Genomic DNA, 20,416 nt, shown 5'->3' on the forward strand with positions numbered 1-20,416 from the left:
GCAAAAAGCGGGGCAATGGTGGGTGGCAGTAGACAAGGGATTGCTTACTGCTGGAGCATCTCGACCCAGGCATCCTGCATCTGGGCATCCAGATCGGCATCCGGGATCGGATAAAGTTGCGAGTTCTTCAGATACCCTTCCTGATCATCCCAGCGAAGGGCCGCTTTTTGCGCATCACTCAGGTTTGCGCCCGCCTTGGCATTGGCGGGCATCCCCCAGAAGCAGGACGAGGTCGCAAGGCGTGCCTGTCCTTCGGGGCTCATGATGTATTGAACGAACTTCAGCGCGAGGTCGGGCTTTTCTGAATCCTTCATCACACCAATCGACTGTGCCCAGCGCAGGCCGCCTTGTTTCGGGATGACCCAATCAAGGTTCGGTTTGTCTTCAGACAGAACCGCCGTGATCCATTCACCGCCGCCAACAAGGATATCGACCTCACCTGTGGCCAGAGCCGTTTGGGATGAGACAACCTCACCAACCTGTTTGGAGACCTTCTTCATTGCAAACAGCTTGTCCTTGATCGCGTCCATATCGTCCGCACCAAGATCAGCCGTATCAATGCCAAGGCCAAGACCAACCAGGCCAATTACCGGAAGGTAATAGTCATAAATCGCAATACGTCCGGCATATTTGTCCGACCAGATCACCGACATGTCTTCCATGTCCTTGGGATCGACCTTGGTCTTGTCGAACGAAATGGTGTTGTAGCCGAACTTTTCGGTGACGGCATAGGTCCTGCCATCAACCACATTGTTTTCCGCCATCACGACTTCGGGAAACAGATCAGACGTCGGCAGGGCATCGGCCGGGATTTCGGCCAGCACACCCATTTCAACAGCGCGATGGACATCAACGCCGTCAATCACAAACACATCCCAGTCGCCCGGACGGGACTGTTCAATGATCGAAAGGCCCGCACCCGTGCCTTCATATTCCTTGAGATTGACTTTGACGTCGTGTTGTTTCTCGAACGGCTCAATCAAGGCCGGATCGGTATGGTCGCACCAGACCAGCGCGTTCAATTCTTCGGTGGCGCTTGCGCCCTGTGCGAATGCAACCGCGCCCAGAATAAAGGTCGCAGCACCGCCTAAAAGCTTATTGCGGGTTTTCCCCGTAGCAACGTGACGAAACATAGGCTCTCCCTGATTTCATATTGAGGCCTCCCTTTTATTGGGTAAGTCGGCACTCATTTCGGTGCCGTTGAAAAAATATTGAACGCGTTCATTTTTTGAGTCAATATAAATTTTGAACCCGTTCAGTTTTCCCGGAGTGACAATGTCAGGACTGCGCGCCCAAAAGAAAGCCGATAAAAACCGCCGAATTCTTGAGGCTGCGACAACCCTGTTTCGCAAGGTCGGCTATGACAGTGCGCGCATCGAAGACATTGCCGAAATGGCGGGTGTGTCGGTCGGAACGTTTTACAATTATTATAAAAACAAGGGCGACATGCTGATGGCCACCGTCTCGATGGAGGTCGAAGAAGTCCTTGCAGCCGGGCATGAAATCATCGAACGCGACCTTGATAATGTCGGGCATGCCTTATCCGAACTGATCGGCAAATATTACGACCATTCGCTGACCTATCTTTCCAAAGAAATGTGGCGCACGGCGATGTCACTTTCGATCGCACAGCCCGAGACGCCGTTCTCCAAACGCTATACCGCCCTTGATCATCGCCTTTCCAAACAGGTCTGCGATCTGTTCCGCGCCCTGCAAGCGCGCGGCATTGTGCGCAAGGATGTCGATTGCGAAGCAACGGGCGAGCTTGTCTTTAACAATGTGAACATGATGTTCATCGAGTTTGTTAAGGACGAAGACATGGATGTGGCAGGGCTTAAGGAAGAAGTCGAACGCCAAAGCCAGCCACTTGTCAGGATGATGTCGGCAGCCTGATCGCGACGCACCCCCATCCTCACTTCCCGGTTGCTTCTATCACGTGTGTGCTGATAGCGTGCTTTCGCCTTAAAATCGCAAAGCCCAGCACGGAGCATCCAGCATGGCATTGTCACCAGATAGCTATTTTGCCTACAGCAAAGTTTGGCCGGCTGAAGCCGCGCACCTTCGCGCCATCTTGCTGGGCTGCGGTCTTGATGAAGGTATTAAATGGGGCAAGCCGTGCTATATGCAGGATGGCAATAACATCGCGATCATTCAGGAAATGAAGGGCTTTCTGGCCCTGATGTTTTTCAAGGGCGCGTTGCTTGATGATGTGGACGGTCTCCTGACCCCACCCGGGCCAAATTCCAATTCAGGTCGGCAAATGCGGTTTAATTCGATCAATGAAATAGATGATGCCGTCGATCAGATCCGTGCATTCGTCGCAGCAGCGATCAAGATCGAACAGGACGGCTTGAAAATCGAAAAGTCATCGGTGATTGAACTGCCCGAAGAACTTAAGGCCCGCCTTACCAAGGACGCGGAACTTAAAGCCGCCTTTGATGCCCTGACGCCGGGGCGTCAGCGGGGCTATGGGCTTTATATCGGTGGGGCAAAGCAATCCGCGACCCGGATCAGCCGGATTGAAAAGTACCGTGACCGCATCCTTGAGGGCAAGGGCATTCACGACCGATAGTTTATCAATGCCGTTGCGGCAAGAACCCAGTTGGACAAACCTTGCGCTATTGTGATCGACAGCCTAGGCTAGGTTTAACGTAAGTCTTTGTTAAACAGCGGTAATAAGGTGTGTGGGCGCGATTGTGTTACGGACGCAGCGGACACAGCCTCCTGCGTCAGCTGACCGTGTTGAGAAGGTGGCGCGAGCAAGTTTTCAGGAAATAGCAGTTATGCAAGAGTCCGGGAAAGGTGCGGAAGATGAATTTGCCGATCTTTCAAACGATGACCGCGCGGAAGGTATTGGCGAGCTAAGGCTTGCTGATGGTGATTTGTTTGAGCTGCCCGGTGTCCAAGGGCGGCTGGAGCGGCTAGATTTCGGTAACGGGATGATTTTGCACCGGGCAGAATTACGGGTGCGTGAGACATCCGTGTTTGATGTCCAGAACTCGCTACCGCCAGGTTGGATTGGCGGATCTGCAATTGTGATGGGCAATCTTGAAATCCAGTGTCCGCTTGGTAATCGTTATCATATGACGCCCGGTGTCGGTCTGATCAAACGCGTTGATCCGTGCGGCACACGGTACATTCTTCCGGAAAATCAATTGATCCGCCATGTCGGCGTGGCCATCCCGCTTGATGCATTCCAACAGCGTTTTGGTGATGATGTGCCCGAAAGCCTGGCACCTTTCATGTCAACGGCGCAGGATGTTGTTGATATTCGCCCGCTGACGCTGAGCAATCGAAGCCGCAGCATCGTCAGTGCGATGTTTTCAGGCAACGTGACCGGTCCCGGGCGCGCTTTCAAGCTTGATGGTCTGGCGTCCCTTTTCCTTGCCGAAATCATTGATCTTCATTGTCAGCAATCGCAGGAAACCAGCCTTCCGACTGAGCTAAGCGAGCTTGAAAAAGCTGTTGTCGAGGCGGTTATGTCCCAGGTTTCAGAAAACCCGGCGGCGGCAATATCTGTCGAACAACTGGCGGCGGACAATCACATGACACCCAATCGCTTAAACAGCCTGTTTCGTCAGGACATTGGTAAAAGCTGCGCAGAATTCATTCGCGGCGAACGCATGAGCCGTGCACGCGCCTTGCTTCACCAAGGTGAATTGACGGTCAAACAGGTTGCCGCTGCGGTGGGCTTTGCCCATGTCAGCAACTTTTCGCGGTCCTATCGTGAATGGTACAGCGAAAGTCCCGCACAGGCGCTTAACCGCAACGGCGAGTAACCTTTTCCTGTACATTTTGCCCCCTTGCCCAAGCCGCTCTAACACCCTAGGTTAACGCAAACGTCAACTTGTGTTGCAGGGCAAAAAATGAAGTTTCAGGGCACGGAAAATTACGTCGCAACCGAAGATCTGATGGTGGCCGTCAATGCCGCGATCACGTTGCAGCGTCCGCTTTTGGTCAAGGGGGAGCCGGGCACCGGCAAGACCGTTCTGGCCGAAGAAATTGCCAAGTCACTGGGCAAGAAGCTGATCACATGGTCGATCAAATCGACCACGCGTGCGCAGCAGGGGCTTTATGAATATGATGCAGTATCGCGCCTGCGTGACAGTCAGCTCGGCGATGAGCGCGTCCATGACATCGGCAATTACATCGTCAAGGGCAAGCTCTGGGAAGCCTTTGAATTGGATGGTGACGCGCCGGTCCTTCTGATTGACGAAATCGACAAGGCCGATATCGAGTTTCCCAATGACCTGCTGCAGGAACTCGATCGCATGGAATTCTTTGTCTATGAGACACAGGAAACCATCAAGGCAACCAACCGCCCGATCGTCATCATCACGTCCAATAATGAAAAGGAACTGCCCGACGCGTTCTTGCGCCGCTGTTTCTTCCATTACATCCGCTTCCCCGATGCCGACACCATGGCCGAGATCATCGAGGTGCATTATCCCGGCATCCAGAAACGTCTGGTGGCCGAAGCCTTGAACCTATTCTATGACATGCGTGATGTGTCGGGGCTCAAGAAAAAGCCATCAACATCCGAGCTTCTTGATTGGCTTAAACTTCTGATGGCCGAGGACCTGCCGCCCGAGGCACTCCGCGCCAAGGATGCCAAAACCGCCGTGCCACCGATGCATGGCGCGTTGCTCAAGAATGAGCAAGACGTGCATCTGTTTGAACGGTTGGCTTTTATGGCGCGGCGCGAAGGGCGTTAATTTAGATGTTCACCGGCTTTTTCTATAAGCTGAAAGACGCCCGCGTGCCGGTCAGTTTGCGCGAGTACCTGACCCTGCTTGAGGCGGTGGAAAAGGGATTGGCGGGCTATTCGGTTGAGGATTTCTATTATCTGGCGCGTACCGCCCTTGTGAAGGATGAACGCCACCTTGATAAATTTGATCGGGTGTTTTCCGAACATTTCAAAGGTGTTGTTGACCTGACCGAGGGTATGGACGAGGTCGAGAAAACCGAAATCCCCGAGGAATGGCTTAAGAAACTGGCCGAGAAATTCCTGACTGAAGAAGAAAAGGCCGAGATCGAGGCGCTTGGCGGTTGGGAAAAGCTGATGGAGACGCTTAAACAGCGTCTTGAAGAACAAAAGGGCCGTCATCAGGGCGGCAATAAATGGATCGGTACGGCGGGAACGTCGCCATTTGGTGCCTATGGCTATAACCCCGAAGGGGTGCGGATCGGCCAACATGAAAGCCGCCATCGCCGCGCCGTTAAGGTCTGGGACAAGCGGGAATTCAAGAACCTTGATGACAGTGTCGAAATCGGAACCCGCAACATCAAGGTGGCGCTCCGTCGCCTGCGCAAATGGGCACGGACCGGCGCTGCTGACGAGCTTGATTTGCCCGGTACCATCACATCAACCGCACGTCAGGGCTGGCTTGATGTTCAGATGCGCCCGGAACGGCACAACGCGGTCAAGGTGTTGATGCTGTTTGATGTTGGTGGATCGATGGATGATCACATCAAGGTCTGTGAGGAACTGTTTTCGGCAGTGAAAACCGAATTCAAACATCTTGAGTATTACTACTTCCACAATTGCCCCTATGAAGGGCTTTGGAAGGATAATGCACGGCGCTGGAACGAACAGGTTTCCACATGGGATGTGATCAATACCTATGGGGCGGATTACAAGCTGGTGATTGTTGGTGATGCCACCATGAGCCCGTATGAAATCACCTATCCCGGTGGTGCGGTCGAACATTGGAACGCCGAAGCAGGGGCCGTTTGGATGCAACGGCTTCTTGACCATTTCCAACATGCCGCCTGGATCAATCCGCAGCCGGAAAACTGGTGGCGGCATCATCAGTCGATCCAGATCCTGCATAAATTGATGGAAGGCCGGATGTTCCCCCTAACCCTTGAGGGGCTTGATCGCATGACCGGAGAACTGAACCGATAGGGATTTGGTTTGGCAATCAGGCCGGACCAAGGAACAGATAGCTTTCGGTTTTTGCCACACCCTCCATCGCGCGGATGGTGGTCACTGTCTGATGGAAATCGGGAAGTGATGGCACCTGAATTTCGGCAACCAGGTCCCATTGACCATTGGTGGTGTGCAGGGCCTCAAAGCCAAGGTTCTTGCGCAGGGTCGCGACCATTGCTTTGACGTTCTTGCCTGATAATTCAATCATCATCACACCGCGAATGGTGCCGTCTGCGGCGTCATCGCGCAGACGCACCGTAAAACCGGCAATTACGCCCTGTTCGGTCAGCCGATCCATGCGGGTTTTGACCGTTCCGGCCGCCACACCCAGCAATTGGGCAAGTTTCGGCACAGACGCGCGGGCATTGATCCGTAGTTCGGCAATCAGGCGGCGATCAAGGTCATCCATCGGTAGGCTCTGTGTTGATGATTTCGAAAATGGTTCTGATGATTTTATCAGTTTTGCTATGAAAATTGCACCAAATTGACGTTATAACTGATTCCGGCGCGGCATATGATGATGGAAATCGTTACGGAGTATTGCGATGACCACGTCAGAACAACAATGGGCCCCCTATGCCCGGACCGCCGAAATTGCCGACAGACTGACCCGCTTTGGCAGTGTTACCGGAACCGCGGGCGAGGCGGATATCACCGACCTGATCATCGAAATTCTTGGTGAAATTCCCTATTTTCAGGAACACCCTGATCACGTCGCGATCATTGATAGCCACCCGGTTGCGGGCGGCAGCAAGATGGCCAAAAACATTGTTGCCCTTGTTCGCGGGACAGGGCGCAAGACACTGGCGATGGCCGGGCATTTTGATGTGGTGTCGATTGAAAACTACCATGATCTCAAACACTTGGCGTTCAAGTCCGATCAGTTATGCGATGCTTTGATCGCTGATCTTTCAGGGCGTGCGCAGACCACAGATGCCGAAAAACTTGCCTTACGTGATCTGCAATCTGGTGACTTCATTCCCGGTCGTGGCTTGCTTGATATGAAAAGCGGCGATGCAGCTGGCATCGCCTTTTTGGAGCATTTCAGTCAGATCGGGGATCGCGAGGGCAATGTTGTTTTGTTCCTCACACCCGATGAAGAACGCAATTCATGTGGTATGCGCAGTTTGCGCAATGCTTTGCCGGAACTGGCAGGGCGGTGGGAGCTCGATATTGTCGGTGGCATCAATCTCGATGCCAGCAGCGATCCGGGCAATGGCGAAATCGGCCGGGCCATTTTCCATGGATCGATTGGCAAGCTTCTGCCCTTTGCCTTGGTGGCTGGATTGCCCACCCATGTCGGATATCCGTTTGACGGTGTGTCGGCCCATGCAATTGCATCTGAAATCATGACGGCCATAGAAGCAAATAGTGATTTGTGCGATAGCAGCCCCCATGAAACAGCCCCGCCGCCGGTCTGCCTTGAAGCCCGCGATATGCGCGACAATTACGAGGTCACGACACCTGAACATGTCTGGATGGCGTTTAACTGGCTGGTGATGGGCAAAAGCTGCGCTGATCTGATGGCTGATTTTACCGAGATTGTGCGCAAGGCAGGCAAACGTGCGCTTAAACGGTTTGAGCTAAATGCGGTGAACTATGTAACTGCCAATGGCGGTGCTGTGCTGCCATTAATGCCGGACTTGCGTGTCATCACGGTCGCGGAATTGCGCGATATGGCCTTTGCCGCTGGCGGGCAGGAAGCCCTTGAGCGGATTGATGCTGTGTCAACTGAAAATGCGCAAGAAAACAACCCCTTGAACCAGAGTTGCCTTTTGGTGCGTGCCCTGCTTAACGAGGCCCATTTGCGCGGGCCTGCGGTGGTGGTAGGCATTGCCGGATTGCATTATCCAGCGGTGCTTGTTGATCCCAACAAGGATCTCGATCGGGACTTTATGGACGCCGTTCATCGAGCGCGAAAGACGATTGAAACCCGTCATGATACCCGGATTTGTGATCGGGGATATTTCATGGGGATTTCCGATATGAGCTTTTTCGGCCATGCCCCCCACATGGATGCGACCGCCTTCATCGCGGCCAATACCCCGATCAGTGAACTGGTTGATCAACCAGTTGCCGATGCCCTGCAATATCCGGTCGTAAATATCGGTCCGTGGGGGCGCGAATATCATCAGCGACATGAACGGCTTTATGCGCCTTATGCCTATGGCGTGTTGCCCGACTTCCTTGCAGAAATAGCTTCCGAGTTGCTTAGTCCTGCATAAAGCTTTGAGCGGTGATTTTGGAACGGGCACTTAACCGCTAAGACGGTTGATCGGCGTTTCTGGATCCTTTGGGCTGTCGGCGGTCATCAAGGCGACAAACTCGTCAAGATTGATGGGTTTGCCAAGATGGTCATTCATGCCTGCTGCCAGGCATTTCTCGCGATCAGATTGTGAAGCGTTGGCGGTCATCGCGATGATCGGCAGTTCCGAGGCGGATTTGGCTTTGCGGATTTCGCGGGTGGCTTCGAGGCCGTCCATGCCGGGCATTTGAACGTCCATGATCACATAGTCGTAGTGATGATCGCTGCTCAGCGCCTTGGCGACGCCTTCTACACCATTGGCAGCCAGATCGACCTCGGCACCCTCATTTTGCAACAGGCCCTTGGCGACCTGTTGATTAAGGCTGTTATCTTCGACAACCAGAATGCGCAGGCCGCTTAATCGGCCGGTATCAACGCCAACGGCAGCACAAGGTTGCTGATTTTCGTACGACATGTTTTGAAGTGCGGAGACAAGGTGCTTTGCCAAGAACGGCTTTTGAAGTTCATGCACCTTCATGTTTACGCCAAGCTTGCTTTCACGCCGGGTCAGGCAAAGCACATGAAGTTTCCTTTCGGCAAGCGGGGCAAGGGCTTTGGTCAGGCTTTTCATGTCCGCATCGCTCAGACCATGTTCGTCGATGGCAAGCTTGATGGGCCTGGTTGGTTTGCCTTCGTTTAGTTTTAGCTGCGCAATCAGGTCATCTGCCGTGCGTGTAACGGTAACGTCAAGCTGCTGTGCCTTGAACAGTCGCTGATACACGTCTGCTGCATGATCGTTCGCGACAAGGAACAAGAAGGGTTCCTTGGCAGACGGCATTTTCGCCGGTTGGAGGGCAGGCGCATTTTGATCAGCAACATCGAAATCAAGTTCGAATGAGAAGGTGCTGCCTTCCCCCACGGTACTTTGAACGTTAATTTTCCCGCCAAGGGCTGAGACGTAGCTATCACTGATGGTCAGGCCAAGCCCGGTGCCGCCAAACTGACGTGATGTTGATGCTTCGGCTTGGGTAAAGCCTGTAAACAGGCGCGAAAGTTGTTCGTCTGATATGCCAATGCCAGTGTCTTCGATTGCAAAGCGAATGCGCGATTTTCCCGTCCCGGACGCAACGGGTTTGACCGAAATGCAAACGTGGCCAGCATGGGTGAATTTAAGCGCGTTACTCGCAAGATTGGTCAGGACCTGTTGGAGTTTCAGGCTGTCGCTTTGGATATTTGATGGCAGGTCGGGTGCCACATCGAATATCAGGTCGATATCGTCTCGAACGTGGTTGCCGTAAAGAATATGTCCAAGCTCCTCAAGGAGCTCAAGCAGGTCGAAACTGTGAATATCGAGTTCGAGTTTTCCAGCCTCGATCTTGGAATAATCCAGAATGTCATTAAGGATACGCAACAGCGCCTTTGCTGAAATCTGCGCCTTGTTGAGATAGTCATTCTGGGTGGCATTCAGTTCGGTCTTAAGGGTCAGTTGCAGCATGCCAAGAATGGCGTTCATCGGCGTGCGAATTTCGTGGCTCATATTGGCGAGGAAATTCGATTTTGCCACATTGGCGCGATCGGCACTTTCCTTTGCCTGCTGAAGAAGCTGTTCACGTTGGACCTGATCAGTGATGTCACGGTTAAATCCGGTGACGCGCAACGCATTGCCATCTTCATCCCGTTCAACATCCGCGCCAGCCTGAATGATGCGTCTTTCTCCATCCGGGGTCAGGATGGCAAATGTGGTGTTAAAGTCACCCGTCCCGGCGAGCATCGCGTCAATACGCTGTTGGAGACGGTCGATGTCTTCAGGGGCGACGCGTGTTTGCCATTTCGCATAGTCGACTTCTTCGGTTTGTTCTGATGGCGCATAGCCGTAGATGCGGAACATATTGGCGTTCCAGCGCAGCGTATTGCTGTTTACTTCCCATGACCATACGCCCATTTCCGCGACGTCGGCAGCGGTTTGAATTTGGTTGCGGGTCGCCTCCAACTGACGACGAATGTTGTATTTCTGCGTTACGTCGATGGATACGCAGACCAGTCCGCGATGATCGCCGTGCTCGCCCTTAAGTTCCGAGATCACGGTCGACGCAATAAATTCGCTACCGCTCTGATGGGTTTGTGTCCAGTCGCGTGTCGTGGTTTCGCCTTTCATCGGCAGGTGGAACAATGCCTGTTGCGCGGTAACCCGCTGCCCCTCCGTCGCAGAAAGTTCAGCGGCGTATTCTTCAAGCTCGCCCTTCGCAAACAACATCGAGATGTGAATTTTGCCGATGGCATCGTTGGCCGCGAAGCCAAACAGATGTTCTGCGCCGGAATTGAATACGGTAATTTTCCCGGCTTCATCGGTTGCGATGATCGCAACATCTGTCGCAGCCCGCAGGATATTGATCAGGAGCGAGTTGACGTTGGTCAGTTCTTCGGTCCGCTTGGAAATCAGATTTTCAAGCTCGGCATTGATTTCATTGATCCGCCGACGCGCTTCTTGCTGGGCAGTAAAGTCGCGCATGGTTTGCGATGAACCGATAATGTCACCGGATTCTGATTTGATCGGCGAGGCGGTGACAGACAAATCAATCAGCGTGCCGTCCTTGCGCAGACGCTGGGTTTCAAAGTTTTCGACCGGGACGCCTTGGGCCAGACGGTGCTTAAGATCCTTTTCTTCGCCATGCTGGGCCGGGGGTACAAGAAGCGTATCGAACGGAAGGCCGATAACCTCGCAACGGCTATATCCGAACATCGCAGATGCGGTGGGGTTCCAGCTTGTAATCCTGCCATCCAGATCGCAGCCAATGATGCTGTCAAACGAGTTTTCGACAATCGATGCCAGCGCGGCACGGTCTTTCATGGCGATGTTTTTGTTTCGCTGACTAGATGCAATCGCGGCAAACAAAAGTGCCAGGCCGATACTTGCCAGCGATCCCGCAACCAGTACGAGGCGATGCGGCAACAGGTTGAGCCTGTTGATGAAAGTGGGGGTAACGGCAAAATCGACAATCCATACCCGACCGAAAAGCGACATCTCGATACGTGTCGCGAAGTCGGTAAGATCCAGACTGTTCGCCGGGAAATTATGGAAAAACGTTACAGGATTTTCCGGCGTGGTGACATCGGTCATGGTCAGAGAAAATGTCTGATCATAGATGTCGATGTCAGCAAGGACCTCTTCCATCAGAAGCGGTGCATAGCTCCATCCAAAGGCGGCATTGATGCGCTGTTCTTCGGTTTCAAGCGGTTGGTCCGGTCGATAAAGCGGGGTCAGAATAAGAAAGGATTGTTTCGGATTGCCGGTGGCCTGAACCAGTGTGATCGGACCGGTAAGCTGAACAAGTCCTGTCTTCATGGCATCATCAGCGGCCCTGCGTCGATTGGTTTCCGATCCGATATCCAGACCGATTGCCTGCATGTTGCGTTCGGCGGGTTCGATATACTGGATAACGTAGCGCTCATCGTCATGCGGGTTGAGCTGTCGGATGGAAAAGTCTGGAAAGTCATCAGCGCGGGCACGTTCGAGAAAGGCTTCTTCGTCTGCAACGGGGACGCGCCTGATAAAGCCAAAGCCACGGGCACCGGGGAATTCTGTATCGATATCGCGGACGTTGCTGTACTGAACAAACTGCTTGCGCGTCAGGTCGTTTTCACCCGCGGTAAGAACAATACCTTTTGCGCCTTGCAACCCGTATTGATAGAGCCCGAACCGATCAGATATCGACGAAACCGCGGTCGATGCCGACCTGTTCACAGCATTATCAATAATTTCGCGGTTGTTGTAGCTCATCTGCCAGCTTGCAGCGGCACTGACCATCAAACCAATGATGGCGATGGTTACAGAGAGAACCCTGATTTTGTTTCGGCTAAAGACGCTGTTGCTTGAGTGCACTGTTTTCACTGCAAAATTTAACTATGCCTATCTGTATCTGGTAACTGTCACACCGTTTTCCAGTAGACAGAAGACATTTGTGCACGCTGTGGTGCAGGAACCAAATTTGCCGCGAGACGTTAAGTCGGTGATGTAACAGTTTCATGAAGAATACATACGAAACGTGGCCTTGCGTTTCTGTGGCGTGAAACCGCGCCTATAGTCCTGAAAACCCCGCATGGGCAGGTATCAAAGGAACGTCGCGATGTTGGTTAAAAATCTCTGTCACCGTCTGATCGCCAGTGCACTGGTTGCAGGCATGTTTGTTGCGCCAATTTTCGGTGCGAACGTTGCTGTGGCACAGGATGCAAAACAGGAAACGGTTGTTATCGCCCACCGTGGGGCATCGGGCTATTTGCCGGAACATACCCTTGCGGCCAAGGCATTGGCCTATGGCATGCGGGCCGATTATATCGAGCAGGATGTGGTGCTTTCCAAGGATGGCGTGCCGGTGATCCTGCATGACATTCACCTTGATACCACGACCGACGTCGCGACCAAATTCCCCGGTCGCAAGCGTGAAGACGGGCGCTATTACGCGATTGATTTTACGCTTGATGAAATCAAAAGCCTGACTGTCACCGAACGGTTTAAGGCCGATAGCGGCAAGCAGGTCTATGAAAACCGCTTCCCGATGGAGTTCGGTATCTTCAAGGTCCCGACCCTTGAAGAAGAAATCAAACTGATACAGGGCCTGAACCGTTCCACGGGACGTGATGTTGGTATTTATCCCGAAATCAAGAATCCCGAATTTCATCGCGCCGAAGGACAGGATATTGCCAAGGCGGTGGTCTCGGTGCTTGAAAAATGGGGTTATAACAACCCGGCATCCAATGCGTTTCTGCAGTGCTTTGACTGGGCCGAAACCAAGCGCATCCGAACGGAGCTGAACTATCAGGGCAAGCTTGTGCAGCTTTTGGGTGAAAACCGCTGGGGGGCGCCCGAAGGCACGGATTACGACTTCCTGAAATCCGATGAGGGTGTACTTGAAATGGCCAAGGTCGTTGATGGCATCGGCCCATGGTTGCCACAAGTCATCGAAGGGCTGAGCGAAAATGGCACGGCGATCATGACGCCAACCCTGATCGCGGCCCAGCGTGCACAATTGATGGTGCATCCCTATACGCTGCGCGCTGATCAGCTTCCGAAATGGGCCGGGGATATGGATATCGCGCTTAAGGCAATTTTCGATGATGCCGGGATTGATGGCATCTTCACCGATTTCCCTGATCAGGCGGTCGAGTATCTGGCACGCAATCCTGATGCCTGATCGGTCCTAGTGATCGCGTTTACTGTATTCGATGAACAGACTGTTTCGAAGCTGGGCATTATCAGTGATGCAATCTGCAGTCATCATCGCGTCCTGAACAACTTCAACCTGGGAGGGTGAAATGGCGAAAGTTCTGGTACTTTACCATTCGATGTATGGGCATATTGAAACCATGGCCAATGCGATTGCCGAAGGCGCACGTGGTGTGGCGGGCACGCATGTCGATGTCAAACGCGTTCCGGAAACCATGCCCGAAGACGTTGCCAAGGCAGCAGGCGCAAAGCTTGATCAGGCTGCCCCGGTGGCCGAAGTTTCCGATCTTGCGGAATATGATGCGATCATCTTTGGCGTGCCGACGCGCTTTGGCAATATGTCGGGTCAGATGCGCAACTTCCTTGATCAGACCGGTGGTCTGTGGGCCAAGGGTGCACTGATCGGCAAGATCGGTTCGGTCTTTGCCTCGACCGGGACCCAGCATGGTGGTCAGGAAACTACGATTACCTCGACCCATACCACGCTTCTTCACCATGGCATGGTGATTGTTGGTGTGCCTTATAGCTGTGCTGGCCTGACCAATATGGACGAAATCAGTGGTGGTTCGCCTTATGGCGCATCAACGCTTGCCGGTGCAGACGGTTCGCGCCAGCCGTCCGAGAACGAGCTTGAGATCGCCCGTTTCCAGGGCAAGCATGTCGCAGAACTTTCTGCAAAGTTGGCAGGTTAGGCCAAGACGATCAAAACAAACCTTTATGATCAAGAGCTTCATGAAACCCGCAGTCTTTAGACTGCGGGTTTTTGTAATGTAGCGGCTTTGCATAAACTGCCCTAAAAAGGTCCTATTGGCGGACCAACAAATTCGGGTTGGGCCCGATTAATCGGGTCCGTCCCGGAAAAAGCTCAGGGTTCGAACCCTGTCAAAATTCAATAAGATTTGGAGTGGGTGTGCTGTGTTTGAGTCGTTTTTTCCCAAGCCACGACTGTTTTTCCTAAGTGCGCTGGTTTGGACAACGCTTTGCGTTGCGCTTTGGTATCTTGGGGCGGATCAGTGGGGGCAGTATCTTGGGTTTGGGGTTGCCAAGCCAGAAGATGATGCCGTTGTCGGTTTGGGATATTTCGCGACGCCGACCTTCCTTTGGTTTTGTGCGTATTACGCGGTTTCGGTTCTGGCATTTGGCGGCTTCTGGATGGCCAAGGCACCGCATCCCTGGCAACGCTGGTCGGTATTTGGCTCAGCCCTGATTTTGCTGATGACCTATTTTGATGTGCAGGTCTCGGTTGCGATCAACAACTGGCGTCGTCCGTTTTTCGATAATGTTCAAAATGCCTTGACCGGGACCGGCGAAGTTACCGTCGAAACGCTTTATCACCTGATGCTGGTGTTTGGATCGATCGCGCTTTGTGCGATTTTCCTGTTTGTTCTGACGCGCTTTTTCATCAGTCACTGGATCTTCCGTTGGCGCACGGCGATGAATGGCTATTACATGGATCGTTGGTCGAAGCTGCGCAGCATCGAGGGTGCGGCACAGCGTGTGCAGGAAGACACCATGCGCTTTGCCTCGATCATGGAAGGCTTGGGTGTTTCCATCGTCAGTGCGGTGATGACACTGATCGCGTTCCTGCCACTTCTGTGGTCGCTTTCAAGCTATGTGACCGAACTTCCAATCGTTGGCGCCATTCCGGCTCCGCTGTTTACCGCAGCGATTGTCTGGGCAGTATTTGGCACAGGTATTCTGGCCTTTGCCGGTAAGAAACTGCCGGGCCTTGAGTTCCATAATCAGCGGGTCGAGGCGGCCTATCGTAAGGAGCTGGTCTATGGCGAGGATGACCATGCGCGTGCAGAACCCGTAACGATCCGCGAACTGTTTAGCCACGTGCGTCACAACTATTTCCGGCTTTATCTGCACTACACCTATTTCAACGTGGTGCGGTCGCTCTATCTGCAGACGGATGTGGTCTTTGCCATGATCATTCTGGTGCCGACCATTGTGGCCGGTGCGACAATCGGTTTCACATTTGGTGTCCTGCAGCAGGTCCTGACTGCGTTTGGTCAGGTCTCAAACTCGTTCCAGTTCCTGGTGAATTCCTGGACAACCATTGTCGAGCTCCTGTCGATCTATAAACGTCTGAGCGCCTTTGAAAAGGCCATCGACGGTTCCGGACCGGATGCCGCCCCCGAGGCTGCACCGGCATAAGCCAAGGGAAAAGCATCTGAAAACCCGTCTTTCAGGCACCTGATTGTTCATTTTAGGAAACAATCAGGTGCCTGATTGCGTCTTGTTTGGCGACAGTTTTGTGCCACATTAGAAGACATAAAAATTCCGTCCGACGTGGATGTCGGCCAGACAGGAGGATTGATGATGTCAGATGCAATCAAGAATGCACGCGGTGTAGAACGGGTTCTGCGAGCCATGGATACGTCCGATGGGGCAGGTGTGTCGCTCAAACGGTCCATCGGGACGCCGCAGCTTGATATGCTTGATCCGTTTCTGATGCTTGATTCACTCTCGACCGACAAGCCTGACGACTATATTGCGGGCTTTCCCGAACATCCCCATCGCGGTTTTGAAACCGTGACCTATATGGTCGAAGGGGCGATGCGCCATCAAGATAGCATGGGTAATGAAGGCGTCTTGCGATCTGGTGGCGCACAATGGATGACGGCCGGAAGCGGCATTGTTCATTCCGAAACCCCGGAGCAGGAAAATGGCTTGATGCAGGGCTTCCAGCTTTGGATCAACTTGCCAGCCAAGGACAAGATGATTGATCCGCGTTACCAGAACATGGAACCGAACGAACTGGCCGAGTTTGCACCAGCTGATGGTGCGCAGCTTCGTCTGCTTGCTGGCTCGATGTATGGCCAAACCGGGCCGATCAATGGCATCTCCACCAATCCGGTCTTTGTTGATGTGATGCTTGATGTCGATGCAGAAGTCTCTGTTCCGCTTCCAGAAGGGCACACTGCGGTTGTTTACGTCTTTATCGGTGACGCGATTGTTGCGGGCAAAGATGTTCCGACACACCATCTGGCGATCCTTAAAGATGGCGATGGCGTTACGCTAAAGGGCGGCGCGCAAGGTGGGCGGATGCTGGTGATTGCCGCACGTCCGATCCATGAGCAGGTTGTACGTTATGGCCCGTTTGTCATGAGCAGCAAACAGGAACTGATGCAGGCCTTTGACGATTACCAGAACGGAAATTTCGTGCGCAAAAAGGCGTCCTGATTGGCCGCCACAAACCTGTTGTATGACTAACCCCCGGTTCGCACGTGCCGGGGTTTTTCTTTTTGCGGATGCAAGAATCAACCATCCATTGATATTGTTGTCTTGAAAGCCACGTCCTATTGTCTAACCTGTAAGGGGAAGAAAACGTCAAGGACAGCGCTGGATATGAAAAAAGCGCGGTTGCGCATGGTGGGAGGATTGGTGCTGTTGCTGGCTGGATTGGTTTCCGGCGAAGCACAGACAAAAGAACTTCGACTGGTCACAGGCGACGCCTTTCCACCCTTTGCCGATCGTGCGCTTGCCGATGGTGGCATCATTACCGAAGTTGTGCGCAAAAGCTTCGAGGCTGCTGGCTATGACACGGTCGAAATCATCTGGCGGTCATGGCTTAAGGGTTTCGAAATGACCACGCTGGCTGAGGCCGACGGTACTTTTCCCTATGCCTTTACCCGCGCACGCGACCGAACCGTGATTTTCTCGGACCCGATTACGAACCTGACGGCCTATGGCTGGTACGCTAATAAAAGTGACGGGTTTGAAGACAATACCGGACTGGTCGGCAAGACATTATGCCTGCCGCTTGGCTATGCGGAACTGGGAAATACAGGGCTGCTTCTTTCAAACGGGCAGGCAACCCGTCTTTCGCCGCCCGACATGAAAACATGCTTCAAGCTTCTGGCAGCAGGCCGTGTCGATAGTGTGGTTTCACCGATCCCCGAAGCCCATTCCGCCATTCAGGCCGCAGGGCTTTTGGTCGAGGATTTTGACCATATCGAAGAAGGGCTGTCTGACATGCCGCTTCATTTCGTTGTCGGGCGCAGCCACCCAAACGCAGAAATCATCATTCGCGACTTTAACGCGGCACTGGAAAAACTGCGCGAGACAGGTGAACTTTCGCGTATTCTGGGGCAGGCGGAATATTGAATTGATGCCAGGCGGTACCAAGAAAGAAGCCCCGGCATTTGATGCGCGGGGCTTTTTCCTGGTCAGTTGGCCGCAGCGGTTTCACCCGCGACATCGTCTTCAACAACCCAGCCACTATCGGTGCGGCAAGCTGATTTGATCTGCTCGCTTGTGCGGTTGTAAGCGGTCAGTTGCTGACGATAGGTGCGGCACCAAACGCCCTTGTCCGTCTGAACGGTCTTAAGCGGGGTAACCGAGAAACGCAGTGACGATTGGCTGGATCGTGACGTATCACCGGAATTGTTCTTTTCAAGTGCTGTCTGAACGGTATCGGCCAGCTGCTTTTGCGCAGCATCCGTAATCTTTGCCGGGGCAGGGCCATAGGTCAGAAGTGCTTCGCTGCTTTCCGAACCGGAATTCCAGCTGCGATCACGTTTGACATAAAAGCCGATCTTGGGCGCGTACCACCAGGTGGTGGTCTGCATCCACCATTGTTTGTAATAGCGCGCGCATTCAATGACATAGGTGTCAAAGGTGCCCGAGGGAACCGTAACTGTTTCCGTGGCTGGAACCTTGCAGGTCAACCATTGATCAAACTCGTTGATCTTGCCCGTGGCGGGATCGATATTGTCCGATTTGGTCGAAACCCGGACAAGCTTTCCGACCTCAAGCGGCCAGATGCTTTCCGAGCCATCCTTGATGGTGGCTGAACCTGAACGTTTGCGATCTTCGCTGTCGGTGTATGACCATTCAAGGTTGGGGCCGGTGAAGTCAGCAGTGGTTTGAAAAATGTAATCACCGCCACCATTCCAGACCAGCTGATCGGATTTGATGTCTTCGACATAGATCGCGCGCCCGTTGTCATAAACAAAGGCGTCACCAATTCCAAATTTCGGTAGGGCAGCCGGGGCCAGGGACGGGCCGGTATTTTCGGTTTTCTCGGCATATTGGCCAAGGCCGTCATTCAGTGCATTGAGCGAGTTGCCAAAGTCATCGAGTGTTTGACAGCCCCCGACAAGTCCAAGGCTTAAAACGCAAGAAAGCGCCAAAAAGCGGCGCGGGTTAATTGGCAAACGCATCGTCCTGATCCTGCTCATCGTGTCTTTCGGGTCGGCTTTGTGTTTCGCTCTTTATGTGGGGATGCATAAAAACATGACAACACCGAAGCCCCCCTCGTCGTTGTCATCATCTCCTAGAGCTTCTGTTTTGGTGTCTCAAGGTCGGGAAGGTCGGTGCCCGGGATCAACCGGTAAACCGTTTCCCACTGGCCTTCACCTGTTCGGCAGGCTCGGCCATAAAAACCATCTTGTGCGGTGCCCGTCATGGTCTGGCTATAGCTGACGTGATATTCGCGGCAGAAACGCCCGCCCTGACGGAATGTGCGCAGCGGCTCGATCAGCACTTCGTCACTGGTGGTTTCGCGTGCCGCAAGGGCAACATGACGGATTTCACCGCTTAGGGTTTTTTCCAGCGTCAGGCTGATTTCCTGATCAAGCACCGGATTGTTGATCGGCGAGAATGCGCTGAGTTGTGCATCCATTGGCGCATTTGCCGCAACTACCACGTCCTCATGGGCCAAGTTTTCGTTAAACCAGTTGCCGCCAACAAAGGCCAAAAGAACGGCTGCTGCTGCACCGATACCGGTCCAGATCGCCGTGTTGCTGTTTGCGGCCTTGGGGATCTGTGCATCAATGTCGCTTTTGGCGACATAACGCCGAGACGGGACTTCTTTTTCATCAAGAATATTTTCGATATTCGTGACCAGATCGGGATAGACCCGATCATGAAGAAGGCGTTCGGACTGATTGCGCAGGACCACCGATTGACCAGCCATGATATTGAACTGGCGGGTCAGAACCGGGCATTCGGCGATCCGGTCTTCAAGGGCGCGGCTTTCTGTCGGTGCCAGTTCGCCGTCGATATAGGCGGACAACAAAACGTAGTCCTTGTCATTAAGTTCTGTGGTCATGGCGAACCTCGTTGAATGCTGCCGTTTGGTGTGCTTTGGCTGTCGTCATCATGAAGGGTGGCAAGTGCTTTGCGTGCCCGCGCCACACGGCTCATGACCGTGCCATCGGGAACATCCAAAATCTCGCCAGCCTCGCGGTAGCTATATCCTTCGATCAGCACCAGTGTCAGGGCGGCACGTTGTTCTTCTGCAAGGGATGCCAAGGCAGCCTGCAGGAACATACGGTCTGTGCCGCCATGTTTCAGGCCGGGAAGGGTGATGTCACGTGCATCTTCAAATGAAATCACATTTCCCTGACGCTGATCGCGTCGTTTTTCATCTATCCAGCTCGTCTGGATAATACGGTAAAGCCAGCTATCAAGCCGCGTGCCTTGTTCGAACTGCTCGATCCGTTCGACGGCCTTGGCATAGGCTGTTTGCACCAGATCTTCTGCCGCGACAGCGTCGCGGGTCAGTGACCGCGCAAAGCGCAATGCGCGCGGCAGAAGATCTGTCAGCTCTTTACGTGTTGCGGTGTCCAAACCAAACCCCGTTACATTTTTATGGGTCTATTGTGCATATAACGACGGGGGTGGACTGTTTCTTCCATCACAGTTGAAAAAAAATAATCGCGATTTTTTTTGCCCGGTCGGGAAGAAAACAAAACTGCCGGGCGTTGTCCTTGCAAATCAACGCGAAATTCACTGCACTGACTGGAGTTAACAATGTCGATCCAACAAAAGAAAAGTCTGCGCACCAAACTTGCGGCTGCAGGTATTCTCGGTTTTGGCGCCTTTGCATTGGCAGTAACCCCTGTTTCTGTCGATTTCTCCCACTTCGACCTGACCGGCAAGTCGGCCTTTGCCCAAGGCAATAGCGGTGGCAACGGTAACGGCGGCGGCAATGGCAATGGTGGCGGCAACGGAAATGGCGGTGGTAACGGCAATTCCGGCGGTGGCAACGGTAATGGCGGCGGTA

17 protein-coding genes and 1 pseudogene are annotated in these 20,416 nt (G+C 53.3%); 12 read left to right on the forward strand and 6 right to left on the reverse strand.

Annotated elements, in window-relative coordinates:
- Nucleotides 1-44: 44 nt before the first annotated feature.
- The gene (locus tag ACMZ66_RS10700; RefSeq protein ID WP_416937187.1) at nucleotides 45-1,133 is read right to left on the reverse strand and encodes an ABC transporter substrate-binding protein; all 1,089 of its coding nucleotides are present in this window, start codon (nucleotides 1,131-1,133) and stop codon (nucleotides 45-47) included.
- A gap of 142 nt (nucleotides 1,134-1,275) precedes the next feature.
- Here ACMZ66_RS10700 and ACMZ66_RS10705 point away from each other — a divergent pair, with 142 nt between their 5' ends.
- The 5 genes from ACMZ66_RS10705 (at nucleotide 1,276) to ACMZ66_RS10725 (ending at nucleotide 5,908) form a co-directional block, all read left to right on the forward strand.
- Complete coding sequence (locus ACMZ66_RS10705; RefSeq protein WP_416937189.1) at nucleotides 1,276-1,893, forward strand: TetR/AcrR family transcriptional regulator; 618 nt, start codon at nucleotides 1,276-1,278, stop codon at nucleotides 1,891-1,893.
- A gap of 103 nt (nucleotides 1,894-1,996) precedes the next feature.
- Nucleotides 1,997-2,572, forward strand: coding sequence for a YdeI/OmpD-associated family protein (locus ACMZ66_RS10710; protein WP_416937191.1), 576 nt, complete (start codon nucleotides 1,997-1,999; stop codon nucleotides 2,570-2,572).
- Between the two features lie 211 nt (nucleotides 2,573-2,783).
- Nucleotides 2,784-3,779 (forward strand): helix-turn-helix transcriptional regulator, encoded by a 996-nt coding sequence (locus ACMZ66_RS10715; RefSeq protein ID WP_416937193.1) that lies wholly within the window; start codon nucleotides 2,784-2,786, stop codon nucleotides 3,777-3,779.
- An 87-nt stretch (nucleotides 3,780-3,866) separates the two neighbouring features.
- Nucleotides 3,867-4,715 (forward strand): AAA family ATPase, encoded by an 849-nt coding sequence (locus ACMZ66_RS10720; protein WP_416937195.1) that lies wholly within the window; start codon nucleotides 3,867-3,869, stop codon nucleotides 4,713-4,715.
- A gap of 5 nt (nucleotides 4,716-4,720) precedes the next feature.
- Nucleotides 4,721-5,908 (forward strand): vWA domain-containing protein, encoded by a 1,188-nt coding sequence (locus tag ACMZ66_RS10725; protein ID WP_416937197.1) that lies wholly within the window; start codon nucleotides 4,721-4,723, stop codon nucleotides 5,906-5,908.
- A 16-nt stretch (nucleotides 5,909-5,924) separates the two neighbouring features.
- Here the strand turns inward: ACMZ66_RS10725 and ACMZ66_RS10730 are convergent, their stop codons facing one another.
- Nucleotides 5,925-6,341, reverse strand: a complete 417-nt coding sequence (locus tag ACMZ66_RS10730) for an Lrp/AsnC family transcriptional regulator (RefSeq protein ID WP_416937198.1) — start codon at nucleotides 6,339-6,341, stop codon at nucleotides 5,925-5,927.
- Between the two features lie 136 nt (nucleotides 6,342-6,477).
- Between ACMZ66_RS10730 and ACMZ66_RS10735 the strand changes: the two genes are divergently transcribed.
- On the forward strand, nucleotides 6,478-8,157 hold the full coding sequence (locus ACMZ66_RS10735; RefSeq protein ID WP_416937199.1) for a M20/M25/M40 family metallo-hydrolase: 1,680 nt from the start codon (nucleotides 6,478-6,480) through the stop codon (nucleotides 8,155-8,157).
- Between the two features lie 30 nt (nucleotides 8,158-8,187).
- On the opposite strand, the gene ACMZ66_RS10740 is transcribed toward ACMZ66_RS10735, so the two are convergent.
- The gene (locus ACMZ66_RS10740; RefSeq protein ID WP_416937200.1) at nucleotides 8,188-12,057 is read right to left on the reverse strand and encodes a CHASE domain-containing protein; all 3,870 of its coding nucleotides are present in this window, start codon (nucleotides 12,055-12,057) and stop codon (nucleotides 8,188-8,190) included.
- A 244-nt stretch (nucleotides 12,058-12,301) separates the two neighbouring features.
- Between ACMZ66_RS10740 and glpQ the strand changes: the two genes are divergently transcribed.
- The 5 genes from glpQ (at nucleotide 12,302) to ACMZ66_RS10765 (ending at nucleotide 17,511) form a co-directional block, all read left to right on the forward strand.
- Complete coding sequence (glpQ, locus tag ACMZ66_RS10745; protein WP_416937201.1) at nucleotides 12,302-13,366, forward strand: glycerophosphodiester phosphodiesterase; 1,065 nt, start codon at nucleotides 12,302-12,304, stop codon at nucleotides 13,364-13,366.
- A gap of 121 nt (nucleotides 13,367-13,487) precedes the next feature.
- The gene (wrbA, locus tag ACMZ66_RS10750; RefSeq protein ID WP_416937202.1) at nucleotides 13,488-14,090 is read left to right on the forward strand and encodes an NAD(P)H:quinone oxidoreductase; all 603 of its coding nucleotides are present in this window, start codon (nucleotides 13,488-13,490) and stop codon (nucleotides 14,088-14,090) included.
- A 223-nt stretch (nucleotides 14,091-14,313) separates the two neighbouring features.
- Nucleotides 14,314-15,558, forward strand: coding sequence for a peptide antibiotic transporter SbmA (gene sbmA / locus ACMZ66_RS10755; protein ID WP_416937203.1), 1,245 nt, complete (start codon nucleotides 14,314-14,316; stop codon nucleotides 15,556-15,558).
- A 162-nt stretch (nucleotides 15,559-15,720) separates the two neighbouring features.
- Nucleotides 15,721-16,587: a pirin family protein gene (locus ACMZ66_RS10760; protein WP_416937204.1), complete on the forward strand. Its 867-nt coding sequence runs from the start codon at nucleotides 15,721-15,723 to the stop codon at nucleotides 16,585-16,587.
- 165 nt (nucleotides 16,588-16,752) lie between these two features.
- On the forward strand, nucleotides 16,753-17,511 hold the full coding sequence (locus tag ACMZ66_RS10765) for a substrate-binding periplasmic protein (RefSeq protein WP_416937205.1): 759 nt from the start codon (nucleotides 16,753-16,755) through the stop codon (nucleotides 17,509-17,511).
- Nucleotides 17,512-17,573: 62 nt separating this feature from the next.
- On the opposite strand, the gene ACMZ66_RS10770 is transcribed toward ACMZ66_RS10765, so the two are convergent.
- The 3 genes from ACMZ66_RS10770 to ACMZ66_RS10780 all read right to left on the reverse strand — a co-directional run bounded on the left by ACMZ66_RS10770 (nucleotide 17,574) and on the right by ACMZ66_RS10780 (nucleotide 19,980).
- Entirely contained in the window at nucleotides 17,574-18,569 is a 996-nt protein-coding gene (locus tag ACMZ66_RS10770; RefSeq protein ID WP_416937206.1) for a hypothetical protein, read from the reverse strand.
- 113 nt (nucleotides 18,570-18,682) lie between these two features.
- Nucleotides 18,683-19,459 (reverse strand): hypothetical protein, encoded by a 777-nt coding sequence (locus ACMZ66_RS10775; RefSeq protein WP_416937207.1) that lies wholly within the window; start codon nucleotides 19,457-19,459, stop codon nucleotides 18,683-18,685.
- Complete coding sequence (locus ACMZ66_RS10780; protein ID WP_416937208.1) at nucleotides 19,456-19,980, reverse strand: sigma-70 family RNA polymerase sigma factor; 525 nt, start codon at nucleotides 19,978-19,980, stop codon at nucleotides 19,456-19,458. The genes ACMZ66_RS10775 and ACMZ66_RS10780 overlap by 4 nt, the downstream gene beginning before the upstream one ends.
- Before the next feature lie 183 nt (nucleotides 19,981-20,163).
- Between ACMZ66_RS10780 and ACMZ66_RS10785 the strand changes: the two are divergent.
- A pseudogene (locus ACMZ66_RS10785) lies at nucleotides 20,164-20,416 on the forward strand (hypothetical protein); the annotation flags it as partial.

This window comes from Thalassospira sp. (genome assembly GCF_048059015.1).
Classification (GTDB): domain Bacteria; phylum Pseudomonadota; class Alphaproteobacteria; order Rhodospirillales; family Thalassospiraceae; genus Thalassospira.

Coding starts and splice junctions, on each gene's coding strand:
- ACMZ66_RS10700 (WP_416937187.1), bottom strand. CDS start 1,133: ATGTTTCGTCACGTTGCTACGGGGAAAACCCGCAATAAGCTTTTAGGC.
- ACMZ66_RS10705 (WP_416937189.1), top strand. CDS start 1,276: ATGTCAGGACTGCGCGCCCAAAAGAAAGCCGATAAAAACCGCCGAATT.
- ACMZ66_RS10710 (WP_416937191.1), top strand. CDS start 1,997: ATGGCATTGTCACCAGATAGCTATTTTGCCTACAGCAAAGTTTGGCCG.
- ACMZ66_RS10715 (WP_416937193.1), top strand. CDS start 2,784: ATGCAAGAGTCCGGGAAAGGTGCGGAAGATGAATTTGCCGATCTTTCA.
- ACMZ66_RS10720 (WP_416937195.1), top strand. CDS start 3,867: ATGAAGTTTCAGGGCACGGAAAATTACGTCGCAACCGAAGATCTGATG.
- ACMZ66_RS10725 (WP_416937197.1), top strand. CDS start 4,721: ATGTTCACCGGCTTTTTCTATAAGCTGAAAGACGCCCGCGTGCCGGTC.
- ACMZ66_RS10730 (WP_416937198.1), bottom strand. CDS start 6,341: ATGGATGACCTTGATCGCCGCCTGATTGCCGAACTACGGATCAATGCC.
- ACMZ66_RS10735 (WP_416937199.1), top strand. CDS start 6,478: ATGACCACGTCAGAACAACAATGGGCCCCCTATGCCCGGACCGCCGAA.
- glpQ (WP_416937201.1), top strand. CDS start 12,302: ATGTTGGTTAAAAATCTCTGTCACCGTCTGATCGCCAGTGCACTGGTT.
- wrbA (WP_416937202.1), top strand. CDS start 13,488: ATGGCGAAAGTTCTGGTACTTTACCATTCGATGTATGGGCATATTGAA.
- ACMZ66_RS10760 (WP_416937204.1), top strand. CDS start 15,721: ATGATGTCAGATGCAATCAAGAATGCACGCGGTGTAGAACGGGTTCTG.
- ACMZ66_RS10765 (WP_416937205.1), top strand. CDS start 16,753: ATGAAAAAAGCGCGGTTGCGCATGGTGGGAGGATTGGTGCTGTTGCTG.
- ACMZ66_RS10770 (WP_416937206.1), bottom strand. CDS start 18,569: ATGCGTTTGCCAATTAACCCGCGCCGCTTTTTGGCGCTTTCTTGCGTT.
- ACMZ66_RS10775 (WP_416937207.1), bottom strand. CDS start 19,459: ATGACCACAGAACTTAATGACAAGGACTACGTTTTGTTGTCCGCCTAT.